General features: G+C 64.7%; 14 protein-coding genes. 2 read left to right on the plus strand and 12 right to left on the minus strand.

Going from position 1 to position 14,827, the window contains the following annotated elements; genetic code table 11:
• Positions 1 to 55 precede the first annotated feature (55 nt).
• From iolB to RFN30_RS15680, 6 genes are all read right to left on the minus strand, one after another.
• Positions 56 to 868 (minus strand): 5-deoxy-glucuronate isomerase, encoded by an 813-nt coding sequence (gene iolB / locus RFN30_RS15655; protein ID WP_320262990.1) that lies wholly within the window; start codon positions 866 to 868, stop codon positions 56 to 58.
• A gap of 15 nt (positions 869 to 883) precedes the next feature.
• A complete protein-coding gene (locus RFN30_RS15660) occupies positions 884 to 1,096 on the minus strand; it encodes a DUF3329 domain-containing protein (RefSeq protein WP_320262991.1) in 213 nt (70 codons plus the stop codon).
• Positions 1,097 to 1,160: 64 nt separating this feature from the next.
• Entirely contained in the window at positions 1,161 to 2,075 is a 915-nt protein-coding gene (gene iolE, locus RFN30_RS15665; RefSeq protein WP_320262992.1) for a myo-inosose-2 dehydratase, read from the minus strand.
• Positions 2,076 to 2,117: 42 nt separating this feature from the next.
• Positions 2,118 to 3,962 carry a 3D-(3,5/4)-trihydroxycyclohexane-1,2-dione acylhydrolase (decyclizing) gene (iolD, locus tag RFN30_RS15670; RefSeq protein ID WP_320262993.1) on the minus strand — a complete coding sequence of 615 codons (1,845 nt, stop codon included), beginning with the start codon at positions 3,960 to 3,962 and terminating at the stop codon, positions 2,118 to 2,120.
• Positions 3,963 to 4,013: 51 nt separating this feature from the next.
• Positions 4,014 to 5,948, minus strand: coding sequence for a bifunctional 5-dehydro-2-deoxygluconokinase/5-dehydro-2-deoxyphosphogluconate aldolase (locus RFN30_RS15675; protein ID WP_320262994.1), 1,935 nt, complete (start codon positions 5,946 to 5,948; stop codon positions 4,014 to 4,016).
• A gap of 157 nt (positions 5,949 to 6,105) precedes the next feature.
• Positions 6,106 to 6,951, minus strand: coding sequence for a MurR/RpiR family transcriptional regulator (locus RFN30_RS15680; protein WP_320262995.1), 846 nt, complete (start codon positions 6,949 to 6,951; stop codon positions 6,106 to 6,108).
• 156 nt (positions 6,952 to 7,107) lie between these two features.
• On the opposite strand from RFN30_RS15680, the gene RFN30_RS15685 reads away from it, so the two are divergent.
• Positions 7,108 to 8,217, plus strand: a complete 1,110-nt coding sequence (locus RFN30_RS15685; protein WP_320262996.1) for a Gfo/Idh/MocA family protein — start codon at positions 7,108 to 7,110, stop codon at positions 8,215 to 8,217.
• Positions 8,218 to 8,229: 12 nt separating this feature from the next.
• Here the strand turns inward: RFN30_RS15685 and RFN30_RS15690 are convergent, their stop codons facing one another.
• Positions 8,230 to 8,931: a helix-turn-helix transcriptional regulator gene (locus RFN30_RS15690; protein ID WP_320262997.1), complete on the minus strand. Its 702-nt coding sequence runs from the start codon at positions 8,929 to 8,931 to the stop codon at positions 8,230 to 8,232.
• A 125-nt stretch (positions 8,932 to 9,056) separates the two neighbouring features.
• Here RFN30_RS15690 and RFN30_RS15695 point away from each other — a divergent pair, with 125 nt between their 5' ends.
• A complete protein-coding gene (locus tag RFN30_RS15695) occupies positions 9,057 to 9,692 on the plus strand; it encodes a LysE family translocator (protein ID WP_320262998.1) in 636 nt (211 codons plus the stop codon).
• 18 nt (positions 9,693 to 9,710) lie between these two features.
• Here the strand turns inward: RFN30_RS15695 and RFN30_RS15700 are convergent, their stop codons facing one another.
• The 5 genes from RFN30_RS15700 to RFN30_RS15720 form a co-directional block, all read right to left on the minus strand.
• The gene (locus RFN30_RS15700; RefSeq protein ID WP_320262999.1) at positions 9,711 to 10,802 is read right to left on the minus strand and encodes a 3-deoxy-7-phosphoheptulonate synthase; all 1,092 of its coding nucleotides are present in this window, start codon (positions 10,800 to 10,802) and stop codon (positions 9,711 to 9,713) included.
• A 202-nt stretch (positions 10,803 to 11,004) separates the two neighbouring features.
• Positions 11,005 to 11,799, minus strand: a complete 795-nt coding sequence (locus tag RFN30_RS15705; protein ID WP_320263000.1) for an SDR family oxidoreductase — start codon at positions 11,797 to 11,799, stop codon at positions 11,005 to 11,007.
• A 30-nt stretch (positions 11,800 to 11,829) separates the two neighbouring features.
• A complete protein-coding gene (gene iolG / locus RFN30_RS15710; protein WP_320263001.1) occupies positions 11,830 to 12,822 on the minus strand; it encodes an inositol 2-dehydrogenase in 993 nt (330 codons plus the stop codon).
• 79 nt (positions 12,823 to 12,901) lie between these two features.
• Complete coding sequence (locus RFN30_RS15715; RefSeq protein ID WP_320263002.1) at positions 12,902 to 13,672, minus strand: ATP-binding cassette domain-containing protein; 771 nt, start codon at positions 13,670 to 13,672, stop codon at positions 12,902 to 12,904.
• Positions 13,673 to 13,674: 2 nt separating this feature from the next.
• Entirely contained in the window at positions 13,675 to 14,751 is a 1,077-nt protein-coding gene (locus RFN30_RS15720; RefSeq protein WP_320263003.1) for an ABC transporter permease, read from the minus strand.
• Positions 14,752 to 14,827: the final 76 nt, after the last annotated feature.

A 14,827-nucleotide genomic window follows, 5' to 3' on the forward strand; every position in this document is an offset into this window, starting at 1 on the left:
CCTTAGCCGACGATTTTTCCGAACTGGACCAACAGGTTGAGCTCGATGAAAAATCTCAAGCTTTCATCAGCCATTCATGCTCGGCCGCGTTGTGGAATTTCCACGTCCGCTTCGGGCCGGCCATGACGTTGAGATAATAGAGATCATAGCCGTGGCAGGCCGCGCATGGGTGGTAGCCCTTGGGCACCAGCACGACGTCGCCGTCTTCGATCGCCATCGCCTCGTCGAGGTCGCGCACACCGTTCCTGTCGGCGTCCGTGTAGACGCGCTGGAAGGCAAAGCCCTGCGGCGGGTTGAGGCGGTGGTAGTAGGTCTCTTCGAGATAGGATTCCGCGGGGAGATTGTCCCGGTCGTGCTTGTGCGGCGGATAGCTGGAGGTGTGGCCGCCTGGCGTGATGACCTCGACCACCAGCAGCGAATCCGCCGGCTTGCCCTCGGGCAGGATGTTGGTGACATAGCGGGTGTTGGTGCCCTTGCCGCGCACTTCCTGGCCGAGATCGTCAGGTGAAATGACTCGCGCCGGCAGGCCGCCGCCGAGGCCCGGCGCCGAGCAGACGGCGAGCTCCAGCTCGGTATCGGCGGTCACCGACCAGTCGGAGCCTTGCGGCACATAGACCGACCAGGGCTTGCCCTCGAACGGCGACATGCGCTTGCCGAGCAGGCCGAGATCCTTGCCGTCGGCAGCCGCCCTGCCCTTGCCGGTGACGAAAACCAGGCAGACCTCGCGGTCGCCGGTCTTGCCGGACGCCGTCTCGCCCGGCCGCAAGCGGTGGAGATCGAAACCGACATAAGTCCAGCCGGCGCTTTGCGGGGTGACGTGAGCGACGTGGCCGTGGCCCTTGTCGGCCTTGACGAGCAGTTTCGACATTGGGAGCTCCTTAGATCATTCCTTCGGCTCGGCTGGAGGCCTGGCCTCCTCGACCGGCTTGTAGAGGTAGAAGAACTGCCACACCGCATAACCGGCGAAGCCGAGCGCAATGACGCCCCAGAACGGCGTGCCGGTGGCGAACTCGATCACCGACCAGACAAGGCAGACGGCGACCACGGCGATGCGTCGCCACAGCGGCCGGAAGAAGGGGTGCTCATAATCTTTCATCGCGCCAATCCAGGATTTGCCCAACACGCATCAGATAGACTGCGCGCCATGGCGAATCCACCGTTTAGGCCGGGAAGCCTTGCGTCTCCACCGTGTAGCCGGCGGCCGTCATGACCCGCATCAGCTCCTTGTGGCCGACCTGAGCCATCCTGAGCGGCGGGTTCTTCTTCGGGTCCTGCTCGGCCTCGACCACGAACCAGCCTTCATAGCCATAGTCGGCGAAGCGCTGCACGATGGCGCCGAAGTCGAGCGAGCCGTCGCCCGGCACGGTGAAGGCGCCAAGCGCCACCGCGTCGAGGAAGGACTGTTTCGTGCGGTCGAGCCCGTCGATCACGCCCATGCGCACGTCCTTCACATGCACGTGGTTGATGCGCTTGTGATGGTTGTCGATGGCGCGCAGCACGTCGCCGCCGGCAAAGGCGAGATGGCCGGCATCGAGCAGCAGCGGAATGCCTTCGCCGGAGTTGCGCATGAAAGCGTCGAGCTCCGGCTCGGTCTCGACCACCGCCGCCATGTGATGGTGGTAGGAGAGCGGCATGCCCTGGTCGGCGCACCATTCGCCGAATTCGGTGACGCGGCGGCCATAGGCCTTCATCTCGTCGTCGGAAAGTTTCGGCTTGGTGGCCAAAGGCTTGGAGCGGTCGCCCTGGATGGAACGGCCGACCTCGCCATAGACGATGCAGGGCGCGTTGACCGCCTTGAACAGGTCGATCATCGGCTGGATGCGATCCTTGTTCTTGGCCAGATCCTCATTGACCAGCGTGCCGGAGAACCAGCCGCCGCAAAGCGTGACGTCGGCCTCCTTCAGGATCGGCAGCATCACCTTCGGATCGTTGGGGAAGCGACGGCCCATCTCCATGCCGGTGAAGCCCGCCGAGCGCGACTGCGCCAAGCATTCCTCCAGCGACACGTCATCGCTCAATTCCACGAGATCGTCGTTCCACCACGCGATGGGGGACATGCCCAGTTTGGCTTTCAAGTCGTCACTCCAGCTTTTGTTCGTTGCGAGGCGGATGCCGTCTCAGCCCTGACGGCTACCCACGGCTTCCTCATATTTCTTGCGCGCGGCATTGACCTGCGGGCGCGACGAGACTTCCGGTACGGCAACGTCCCACCAATGGCCGCCGGCCTCGGTCGACACCAGCGGATCGGTGTCGATGACAAGCACGGTGGTCTTATCGTTGCCCTTCGCCTTGGTAAGCGCTGTCTCCAGCTCGGCGATCGAGGCCACTTTCTCGGCGACGGCGCCGAGGCTCGCGGCATGGGCGGCGAAGTCGACGTCGGGCATCACCTCGTGGCGCGCGTCCTTCAAGAGATTGTTGAAGTTGGCGCCGCCGGTCGCCATCTGCAGCCGGTTGATGCAGCCATAGCCGCGATTGTCGAGGAGCACTATGGTGAGCTTCAAGCCCAGCATCACAGAAGTGGCGATCTCGGAGTTGAGCATCAGATAGGAGCCGTCGCCGACCATGACGACGACCTCCTGGTCGGGCTTCGCCATCTTGACGCCGAGACCGCCGGCGATCTCGTAGCCCATGGTCGAGAAACCGTATTCGGCGTGATAGGAGCCGGGCGCGCCGGCTTGCCAAAGCTTGTGCAGTTCGCCCGGCAGGCCGCCGGCGGCATGCAGCAAGGTGACACCCGAGCCCATCGCGCGCTGCACGGCGCCGATCACCTGCGCATCGGATGGATAGGCGGCATTGGTCGAGGCCGTCACCTTGGCAGCGGCGGCCTGCCAGTCCGTCTTGCCCTTCAGCGCGTTGTCGGTCCAGGCGGCCGGCGCCTTCCAGCCCATCAGCGCCGCGGACAGCTCGGCAAGCCCTTCGGCCGCGTCGGTGACCAGCGGCAGTGCCCAATGCTTGCCGGCGTCGAAGACCTGGGTATTGAGGCCGATAATGGTGCGGCCGGCATTCTTGAACAGCGCCCAGGAGCCGGTGGTGAAATCCTGCAGCCTGGTGCCGACGGCGAGCACGACGTCCGCCTCTTCCGCCAGCCGGTTGGCGGCCGAGGTGCCGGTGACGCCGACGGCGGCCATGTTGAGGGGATGATCATCGGGGAGCGAAGACTTGCCGCCTTGCGTCTCGCAGACCGGAATGCCGGCGCCCTGCACCAGCTTGGCCAGTTCGCCCGAGGCCTGCGAATAGAGCACGCCGCCGCCGGCAATCACCAGCGGCTTCCTGGCGCCCTTCAACGCCGCGACGGCGGCCGCCAGCTCGTGGCGGTCGGGGCGAACCCTGCGCGGCGTCCAGACGCGTTCGGCAAACAGGCTTTCGGGATAATCATAGGCCTCGGCCTGTACGTCCTGGCAGAGCGAGAGCGTGACCGGGCCGCATTCGGCCGGGTCGGTCAGCACCTGCATGGCGCGGTTGAGCGCCGGGATGATCTGCTCCGGCCGTGTGATGCGGTCGAAATAGCGCGAGACGGCGCGGAAGCAGTCGTTGACGCTCGCCGTGCCGTCGGAGAAATCCTCGGCCTGCTGCAGCACCGGGTCGGGCAAGCGGTTGGCAAAGACATCGCCCGGCAAAAACAGGACAGGCAACCGGTTTACATGCGCGAGCGCGGCGGCCGTCACCATGTTGAGCGCGCCCGGGCCGATCGAGGTGGTCGCGGCCATGAAGCGGCGGCGGAAATTCGCCTTGCCATAGGCGATCGCCGCATGCGCCATCGCCTGCTCGTTATGGGCGCGGAAGGTCGGCAGCTCGTCGCGCACCTGGTAGAGCGCTTCGCCGATGCCGGCGACATTGCCGTGGCCGAAGATCGCCCAGACGCCGCCGAAGATCGGCACTCGTCTGCCGTCGATTTCGGTCATCTGGCGGCTGAGAAAGCGGGTCAGCGCCTGCGCCATCGTCAGGCGAACGGTCTTCGTCATTGTCGTCTCCTCCGGCTTTCCTTACGCCGTCTTGTTATGCGGCCCGTCTTCTTATGCTGCTTTACGGCCGCGCGCGGCAAGCCATGCCTCGGTCAGCTGCTCGAAGCGCGAGGCCATGTCGGCGATAGCCTCGTCATCCGACATTTTGCCAGCCAGCCATTGTTCGGCGGCGTTGATGAAGATGGTGCGACCGACGGCAAACCCCTTGACGATGGGTGCGTTGCTCGTTGCGGCAAAGGCCGCGACCAGCTCGTCCTGCGGCGCTTCCAGCCCGAGCAGCACGACGCCGCGGCACCACGGATCGTTCTTGACGATCACCTGTTCGATCTTCGCCCAGGCGCCTGCCGAAGCCTGCGGCTCGAGCTTCCACCAGTCGGGTTTTATGCCCAGCGCATAGAGTTCCTCCAGCGCGCGCGGAATGGTGGTGTCGTCGAGCTTGCCGTGCTTGCCGGCAATGATCTCGACCAGCAATTCGCGCCCCACCTTCCGCGCCGCCTCGAACAAAGCCCGCAGCTTCTGCTGCTGCTCGGTCTTCAGCGCTTCCGGATCATCCGGGTGATAGAAGCACAGGCATTTGATGCAGTGGTCGACCGGCCAGTCGATGAGCTGCGAGCCGATGTCCTGGGAGAATTCGAAGCGCAGCGGCCGTGATCCAGGCAGTTCGACCGGGCGGCCGAGCCAGGCGAAAGGATGGCGGGCGAATTCGAACATGGCGTCGCGGCCATATTTCTCATCGATCAGCATGCCGTAGCCGTCGCGGCCGGCGGCGACCTTGGCTGCCGCCTTGACGGTGAGCACCTTGAAGTCGGGGATGCGCGAGACGTCGGCGCCGACCCTGGCGGCGACGTCCTCGAGCTGGACGCGGTGGTCGCAGGCCAAAGCCATCAGCGAAGGAATGTCGCGCCGGCGCGTGGTTGCCCAATGGATGTGGTTGATCGCCTCGTCCTTGCGCAGCGCCAGGTGCTTGCTGCTGTGCTTCAGGAAGAATTGCAGCTCCTCGAAGGTCGGATATTCCGGCGCGCAGAGCAGGCGCGACACGGCGAAGGCGCCGCAGGCATTGGCCCAGGTCGCCGCGGTGGCAAAACTTTCGCCGCCGAGCCAGCCGCGCAGGAAGCCCGACATGAAGGCGTCGCCGGCGCCGAGCACATTGTAGATCTCAATCGGAAAGCCCTTGCCGACGATGCCGTCCTCGAGGTCGTCGCTGATCGGGCCGTCATAGACGATGCAGCCCTTGGCGCCGCGCTTCAGCACGATGGTGGCCGGGGACAAAGAGCGGATCGTCTTCAGCGCGCTCAGGCAGTCGTCTGCGCCGGAGGCGATCATGATCTCCTCCTCGGTGCCGACGATAAGGTCGCAATCCGGCAGCACCGTCTTCAATTGCGCCGAGACGCGATCCGACTTGACGTAACGCTCGAAGCCTTCGGCATGGCCCGCCAGACCCCAGAGATTCGGGCGGTAGTCGATGTCGAACACAACCTTGCCACCCTTGGCCTTCATCAGGCGGATCGCCTCGCGCTGCGCGGCATCCGAATTGGGCCGCGAGAAATGCGTGCCGGTGACGACGACCGCGCGAGCCGAGGCCATGAAAGCTTCGTCGATATCCTCTTCCGCCAGCGCCATATCAGCGCAATCGGAACGGTAGAAGATCATCGGCGAGACGCCTTCGTCCTCGACGGAAAGCAGGACCAGCGCGGTCAGCCGCTCCTTGTCGGTTTTCAAGCCGTCGACCGAAACGCCCTCGCGCTTGAGCTGCTCGCGGATGAAGCGGCCCATCTGCTCGTCGCCGACGCGGGTGAGCAGCGCCGAGCGCAGGCCGAGCCTCGCCGTGCCGACGGAAATATTGGCCGGGCAGCCGCCGACCGACTTGGCGAAGGAGGTGATGTCCTCCAGCCGCGAGCCGATCTGCTGGCCGTAGAGATCGACCGAGGCGCGGCCGATCGTGATGACATCGAGCGGCGGATATTTCGCTTCCACGGCTTCGCCCATTCGAACCTCCCATCAGCCTTGTTGTGCAGAGCAGCGTCGTTTTGGGCAGCACGCGCGAACGGCATCGTGGCGCCGTCAATATGAAATAATAATTCCAATCCATAGTCAATATGGAATGAGCATTCCCCGGACGGAAAAACACCTGTGGCGAGGCTGTTCAGGTCTTGCGCTTGCGGCCAGCGTCCCGACGCTTCTCGCCGACGGCGACGGTCAAAGCCATGGCAAGCGCCATGGTCGCCGAGATCGAGCGGAAGCCGCCGAAATCGGCTTCCGCGACCTCGAACCAGATCTTGGCGAACTGGGCGAGCGGCGAAAACGAGCTGTCGGTGATGGCTACGATCGGCACGCCCTGCTCGGCGATCGAGCGCGTCTCCTCGATGGTCGCGGGCGCGTAAGGCGAGAAGCTGATGGCGATGACGGCGTCGCGCGGCGTGGCGAAGCCGATCATCTCGGCGTTCAGGCCAGCGGCCGATTCCACCAGCTGGTTGCGGATCTTGAGCTTGCCCAGCGCGTAGGCGATGTAGGAGGCGACCGGATAGGAGCGGCGCTTGGCCAGCACATAGATGGTCTCGGCTTTCGCGAGCAGGGTGACGGCTTCCTCGAAATGCGCATCGTTCAAGGCGCGCGAAATGTCGCTGAGCGAAGTGCTGGCGGCGGCGACGAAACCGTCGAAGATCGCCCGGTGCCCAGCGCCTTCCTCGGCCTTGGCACGCAGTGCCGCCAGCCGCTCGTCATAGGAGGAATTGCGCTCGCGCAGGCGTTCGCGAAAGACCTGCTGCAGGCTGGTGAAGCCGTCGAAGCCCAGCTGCTGGGCAAAGCGGATGAGCGTCGACGGCTGGACGCCGGCCGATGCGGCGATGCTCGCCGCCGTTCCGAAAGCGATGTCGTCGGGATTGTCGAGCGCGTAGGCGGCGATCTGGGCGATCCGCTTGGGCAGGCTCGCGCGCCGCTCCAGGATCGTCGCGCGCAACGTCTCGAAATCGCGAGGCACCCGTTCGTCCATCGTCGCTCCGCCCAAGGCCATGCTGATAGTTCTCTCTCCTGCCTCATCATAGCGAGTTCGCGCAAGAACACCACAAAAAATGATTTGGACGTTCCATTCTCAGGTGAAATGGACTAATTCATCCATACGAACTTCTTCCCAATCGCGGAGACAATCATGGTCGGAGTGGGCCTCATCGGCACGGGCTTCATGGGCAAGTGCCACACCATCGCCTGGAACGCGGTCGGCACCGTCTTTCCCGATGTTGACAAGCCGAAGCTTGTGCATCTCGGCGAGGTCAATGACGAGCTCGCAAAACGCAAGGCTGGCGAGTTCGGCTTCGCCAAAGGGTCCGGCGACTGGCGCGCCGTCGTCAACGACCCGGAGGTCGACGTCGTCTCGCTGACCACGCCCAACCAGTTCCATCCGGAAATGGCGATCGCCATCCTCGAAGCCGGCAAGCATCTGTGGTGCGAGAAGCCGATGGCGCCGAGTTTTGCCGAGGCGGAGGCCATGGCGAAGGCGGCCACGAAATCCGGCAGGGCCGCCGTGCTCGGCTACAACTACATCCAGAACCCGGCCATCCGCCATATCGGCGCGCTGCTCGAGGAAAAGATCATCGGCGACGTCAATCTTGTCCGCATCGAGATGGACGAGGATTTCATGGCCGACCCCGAAGCGCTGTTCTTTTGGAAGCACGAGGCGGCTTCCGGCTACGGCGCGCTCGACGATTTCGCCGTGCATCCGCTGTCGCTGATCAAGGTGCTGTTCGGCCGAGTCGCCCGTGTGATGTGCGACATGGCGAAACCCTATGCCGACCGCCGCGTCGCTTCCGGCGGCCGCCGCGCCGTCGAGACCTACGACATCGCCAGCGTGCTGATGCATCTCGAAAACGGCGTCGCCGGCACGCTCTTGGTCAACCGCTCGGCCTGGGGCCGCAAGGGCCGCATCGCCATCCAGATTTTTGGCTCGAAAGGGTCGCTCCTCTACGACCAGGAGCGGATGAACGAGTTCCAGCTCTACCTCACCGCCGACCGCCCGACCGAGCAGGGCTACCGCACCATCCTGGTGGCGCCGCACCACAAGCCCTACGATTCCTTCCTGCCGGCGCCCGGCCACGGCCTCGGCTTCAATGATCTGAAGATGATCGAATGCCGCGAACTGTTGATGCGCATCGCCGGCAAGCCGGCGCGGGTCATCGACTTCGACGAAGGGCTGGAGATCGAGCGCACCGTGCACGCCATGGCGCGTTCGTTCCAGGAACAGCGCTGGGTGGAGGTGCGGTAGGCCGGCGCCGCGTCAGGTGCCGGCGGCTGTGGCATTGATCTCCCAACCGTCCACCCAGATCTGCCGCAGCCGGTCGCCTTCGCCCTTGAACCACAGTCCCGCCGGCCGGCAATCCTCGATGCGGTCGCTGCGGAAATTGCGGATGGCCTGGCGCAGCTCGCACCAGGCGACGATGTTGGCGGTCTCGGCATAGTAGATCAACGCGATCGGGCGGATGATGCGCTGCGTATTGCGGCCGGCTTCGTCGCGATAGGCAAGGTCGAGCTTTTCCTCGTCGCGGATGGCGCGACGCACCAGCGCCAGATCGACCGCGGAGGCCGAGGGCGTGGCAAAACCCCAGGCATGCAGCGCATTGGCGTCGAGCGTCTGCCGCAAGGGCGGCGGCACCGCGCCGGCGATCTTGGCGCCGACGCGTTTTGCCGCCTGCTTGAGCTCGTCGTCGCCGGTGCGCTCGAGCAGCGCCAGCGACAGCACGATCGCCTCCATCTCCTCGATCGAGAACATCAGCGGCGGCAGGTCGAAGCCGGGCCGCAGGATATAGCCGATGCCGCGTCCGCCCTCGATCGGCACCCGCATCGCCTGAAGCGCGGCAATGTCGCGATAGACCGAGCGCACCGTCACTTCCAATTGCTCGGCGATCGTCGCCGCGGTCACCGGCTTCTTGGCCAGCCGCAGGATCTGGATGATCTCGAACAGGCGCGAGGCCTTGCGCATTTCCTCACCCGGCTGAACGCAACTGACACACCCTCGTCAGTTGGGGTGACCTATAGGGCCGCCTACCGGCTTGAAAATCAACAGATTCCTTTGCGTCCTCGCCGACGGAGCTACAGGCAACTGACATGAGCTACACCGAAAATCTCTGGCTCTTCTTCGTGCTGCTGTTCGGCATCATCGCCGTTCCGGGCATGGACATGCTGTTCGTGCTGGCCAATGCGCTGACCGGCGGGCGCGACAGGGGGCTGGCGGCGACCGGCGGCATCATGCTGGGCGGCGCGGTGCACACGCTGAACGGCGCCATCGGCGTCGGCCTGCTGATGCATTTCGTGCCGGTCCTGTTCAAGCCGCTGCTGATCGCCGGCGCCGCCTACATGGCCTATATCGGCATTTCGCTGATGCGCAGTTCGATCACCGTCGGCCATGACGGGCCCACGGGCAGCCGCTCCGCCTGGAAGGCTTTTCGGCAAGGGCTGGTCACCTGCCTGATCAATCCGAAGGCCTATCTGTTCATCATTGCCGTCTATCCGCAGTTCCTGAAGCCGGCTTACGGTCCGATCTGGATGCAGGCGACCGTGATGGGATTGCTGACGGTCGCCACGCAGGCGGGAATCTACGGCGGGCTCGCCATCACCGCCGGGCGCAGCCGGGCGTTGCTGGTCGGCAATCCGGAGGCGACGGTTATAGCCGGCCGCGCGGCCGGGCTGCTGCTTTTCGCGGTTTCTGTGTTCACCGCGTGGGAGGGGTTGAGGGCGGCGTAGCCGCCGCCCTCGTTGCGATCACGCCGCACCCTGACGGGCGGCGAGCATTTCGCGCTTCACCGACCGGCGCCATTCGACGGCGCCGGCAAGGCCGTGCAGCACCGTTTCGGTCGTTGCCCAATCGATGCAGCCATCGGTGATGCTCTGGCCGTAGGTGAGCGGCTTGCCAGGCACGACATCCTGCCGACCGGCGACGAGATTGCTCTCGATCATGACGCCGATGATACGCTCGTCACCCGCGGCGACCTGCCCCGCCACGTCATGCGCGACTTTCGGCTGGTTCTCCGGCTTCTTGCCGCTGTTGGCGTGGCTGACGTCGATCATCAGCCGCGGCGCGATGCCGATGCGAGCGAGCTCCGTCGCGGCGGCATCAACACTCGCCGCGTCGTAGTTGGGCACAACGCCGCCACGCAGGATGACATGGCAGTCCTCGTTGCCGGTCGTCGCCGCAATCGCGCTGCGCCCGCCCTTGGTCACCGCCATGAAATGATGCGGCTGGGCGGCCGACTTCACCGCTTCGCCGGCGATCCTGAGATTGCCGTCGGTGCCGTTCTTGAAGCCGACCGGACAGGAGAGCCCCGAGGCCAGCTCGCGGTGGATCTGGCTTTCGGTCGTGCGCGCGCCGATAGCGCCCCAGGCGACGAGGTCAGCGATGTATTGCGGCGTCGTCATGTCGAGGAACTCGGTTGCCGCCGGCAGGCCGAGATTGTTGACGGCGGAGAGCACGTTGCGGGCCATGCGCAGCCCCTTGTCGATGTTGAAGCTGCCGTCGAGGTCGGGATCGTTGATCAGGCCCTTCCAGCCGACCGTGGTGCGCGGCTTCTCAAAATAGACGCGCATGACGATCTCGAGCCGGTCGGCCAGGGCCTCGCGCAGCGCCGCCAGACGGCTGGCATAGTCCACGGCGGCGACCGGATCGTGGATGGAACAAGGGCCGACGATGACAACAAGTCGATCGTCGGCCCCCGTCAGGATGGAATGGATGGCGTTGCGCGAAGCGGCAACGGTGCGCGTGGCCGTCAGTGAGCGCGGTATCTCGCGCATCACCTCGTCCGGCGTGCTCAGGACTTTGAGTTCCTTGACCCGAAGGTCGTCTGTGGTGGTCAACACGGCTTTCTGCTCCTGGTTTAGGAGACCTGCCGGCTGAAACGAAAAAGCCGCCAGGTCTGGCGGCTTTTCGGATTTAGGTGCTGCAATCTTCAGATCGAGCGCAATCCTCCCGCCGCCAGCGAGCTGTCGTAGTAAAAGTACCAAAACGAGGCGGTCAGGTGGATCATGCGGGCTCATATAGTCGATGCCGGGGCGCTTGTCACTACTCCCCGATCACGCCGGCTATGTTCTGATCGTAGTCGACCAGCGAGCCGGTCATGACGCCGGCCTGGGAACTCAGCATATAGGTGATCAGCCGGGCAAGCTGGGCCGGCTTGACCAACTGGCCCATCGGCTGCGCGGCCTCGGCCTTTTCCAGCCAGTCGTCCGGCGCGTCGTGCCACTTCTTCTGCACGATCGCCTCGCCTTCGGTGTCCATCCAGCCGGGAAGCACCGCGTTGCAGCGGATGCGGTTGCGCCTATAGGAGCTCGCAACATTCTTGGTCAGCGTCATCAGTGCGCCCTTGCTGGTCGAATAGGGCGTCAGGAAGGACTGGCCGGCATGGGCCGACATCGACAGCACGTTGACGATCGAGCCCGGCGCCTTGCGCTCGAGCAGATGCGCGACGAGACCCTGCATCAGGAAGAAGGGGCCGCGCACATTGGTGTCGAAAATCTGGTCGAAAAGCTCTTCCGATGTCTCGACCAGCGAGCCGCGCGCCGAGGTGGCGGCGGCATTGACCAGCGCGTTCAGCGTGCCGAAATGGGCGAGCGCGGTTGCGACGGCGCGCTTGCAGTCGGCGACCTTGGCGACGTCGGCGCTGATGAAGATGGCGTCGACGCCGCTCTTCTTCAGCGCCGCGACCGCCTTGTCGCCCTTCTCCTGCGAGCGGCCGATGAGCGCCAGCGCCTGGCAGCCCTCGTCGGTCAAGGCTTCGGCAACCGCGAAGCCGATGCCCTGCGCGCCGCCGGTGACGATGGCGCGCGTTTCTGAATTGCGACCGGCCAAACCGTTCATCGTTCCGCTCCTATAATCGAATTCAAACGTTCAATCGACGCGGACGGTCTTGCCAGTCTTGGCCGACTGCAAGGCTGCGTCCGCGAGCTTCAGCGCAACGAGACCATCCTTGCCGCTCGGCGCCGCCTTCTTGCCGGCGGTTGCAGCGGCGATGAAAGCCGCGATCTCGTTGGCGTAGGCGTCGATGTAGCGGGTCATGAAGAAGTCGTGCAGCGGCGGGCGCGTGTAGCCCTTGTCGTTGGCGAGCTCGATCGACACCGGCCGCTGGTTCTCGGCCGCGACCATGCCCTTCGAGCCATGCACCTCGATGCGCTGGTCGTAGCCATAGGTGGCGCGGCGCGAGTTGGAGATGACGGCCTGCTTGCCGGACGCGGTTTCGAGGATGACGCTGACGGAGTCGAAATCGCCGGCTTCGCCGATCTTCTTGTCCACAAGCACTGAAGCGTGCGCGCTGACGGCGACCGGCTCCTCGCCGAGCAGGAAGCGGGCCATGTCGAAATCATGGATGGTCATATCGCGAAAAATGCCACCCGAGCGGGCGATGTAGTCGAGCGGCGGCGCGCCCGGATCGCGCGACGTGATGGTCACCATCTCGACCGTGCCGATGGCGCCGTCGTCGATCGCCTTACGGACCGCGGCGAAGTGCGGATCGAAGCGGCGGTTGAAGCCTACCATCAGCGTGGCGCCGGCCTTCTCGACCACGGCCAGGCATTTTTCGACGCGCTTGACGTCGAGATCGATCGGCTTCTCGCAGAAGATCGCCTTGCCGGCCTTGGCGAAGCGCTCGATGAGATCCGCATGGGTGTCAGTCGGGGTGCAGATGATGACGGCGTCGATGTCCTTGGCCTGCTCGATGGCATCGATGGTGCGCACCTCGGCGCCATAGGCGGAAGCGAGCTCCGTCGCCGCTTTCTCGAAGGCATCGGCCACGGCCACCAGCTTGGCCTGCGGGTTGGAACCAACGGCGCGGGCATGCACCTTGCCGATGCGGCCGGCGCCGAGAAGAGCGAAACGGAGAGTCATGGAATGTCCTTTGAGGGTGGTTCAGAAAGCTGTCCGCGCCTTCCGGCGCGGACGATTGGTTATCCCGTCGTGACGCCCGTCAGGCGGCCTGCAACTCGGCCTGTCCGGTCTTGGCGCCGGTGATATAGGCGACGATGTCGTTGCCGTCGGTGTCCTGCTTGCGCAGATTGGCGACGATACGGCCACGCCTGAAGACGACGATGCGATCGACCAGGTCGAACACCTGGCGCATGTTGTGGCTGATCAGGATCAGCGGCTCGCCGTTCTCCTTGAGCGTGCGGATGATGTTTTCGACCTGCGCCGTCTCCTGCACGCCAAGCGCTGCCGTCGGCTCGTCCATGATGATCAGCTTGGAGGCGAAGGTCGCGGTCCTGGCGATCGCCACGCATTGGCGCTGGCCGCCCGACATGTGGCGGATGGTGCTGGAGAGGTTGGGGATCTTCACCGCCGTGCGGACCAGTGCCGCCTCGGTCGCCTTGCGCATGGCCTTGCGGTCGAGGATCGAGAACGGCCCAAGATTGAACAGCACCTTCTCGCGGCCGAGGAAGAGGTTCGACGGCACGTCGAGATCGTCGGCCAAAGCGAGGTTCTGGAACACGGTTTCGATGCCTGCCTCGCGCGCCTCGATCGGCCCGGCAAAGGTCACTTCCTGGCCGTCGAACCAGATCTTGCCGTCGGTGCGTTGCTCGACGCCGGTGATCTGGCGCACGAAGGTCGACTTGCCGGCGCCGTTGTCGCCCATGATGGCGACATGCTCGCCCTTGCGCAGCTCGAAATTCGCCTCCTGCAGCGCGTGCACGCCGCCATAGTGCTTGGTGAGGTTTTCGGTCTTCAGAACGATGTCGGACATGGTCAAGCTCCTATCGCCCGGCGGCGCTGGCGCCATTGATCGAGAACGACTGCGCCGACGATGATCACACCCTTGACCATCTCCTGGTAGTAGGCGTCGAGGCGCAGGAAGGTGAAGCCGGAGATGATGACGCCGAAGATCAGCGAGCCGATCACCGTGCCGATGATAGACCCGCGGCCGCCCGAGAGCGAGACGCCGCCGATGACCGCCATGGCGATCGCGTCGAGCTCGTACATCACGCCCATGCCGGCCTGGGCGGTGAGGTTCTTGGAGGAGAGCACCACCGCGGCGATCGAGGCGAGGATGCCGGCGATCACATAGACCAGCACCTTGTGGTTGGCGATCTTGATGCCGGACATGCGCGCGGCGTCCTCGTTGGAGCCGATGGCGTAGCAGTGCTTGCCGTAGCGGGTGTAGCTCAGGATGAGCTGGAACAGGATCGCCAGCGATATGAAGATGATGACCGGCATCAGCCCCTTGCCGATTGCGGCGAAGCTGTCGGTCGGAAACGAGATCGGCTGGCCCTTCGACCACCATTTGGCGATGCCGCGCGCGGTGACCATCATGCCGAGCGTGGCGATGAAGGGCGGGATGCGCGTATAGGCGATCAGCGCGCCGTTGATCAGGCCGGCGATGAGGCCGCAAGAGATGGCGACGAGCAGCGGCACGATCACCGGCAGGTCGGTCCAGCCCTGCGCCAGGAACATCGCCTTGGGGTTGGGGTTGCCGTTGACCGTCGCCACCTGGGCAAAGCTCATGGCGATCATCGCCGTCGCGCCGACGATCGAGCCCGAGGACAGGTCGATGCCGCCGCTGATGATCACCTGCGTCACGCCGATGGCGATGATGCCGACGATCGACACCTGCAGGATGATGATCTGCAGGCGCGCCTCGTTGAAGATCGCGTCGACGTTTTCACGGGTGTTGAACAGGAAGCTGTCACCGAGGAAGACACGGCCGATCAGCTCGAACGCGCCGACCAGAATGACCAGCGCCAGGAACACGTTGAACTCGGCAGGCCATGGGCGCTTCTTGGCGTCATAGCTCAGCCCGCCAATACCATGCGATGTCTGTGACACGTCTTCTTCCTCCGAATGACCGCGCCCGCTCTCCCGCCCGGTGGGCGGGAGAAGGAGGGAGCGGCGCCGCTCTGTC

Origin of the sequence: Mesorhizobium dulcispinae (genome assembly GCF_033977345.1) — a bacterium.
Classification (GTDB): Bacteria; Pseudomonadota; Alphaproteobacteria; order Rhizobiales; family Rhizobiaceae; genus Mesorhizobium; species Mesorhizobium dulcispinae.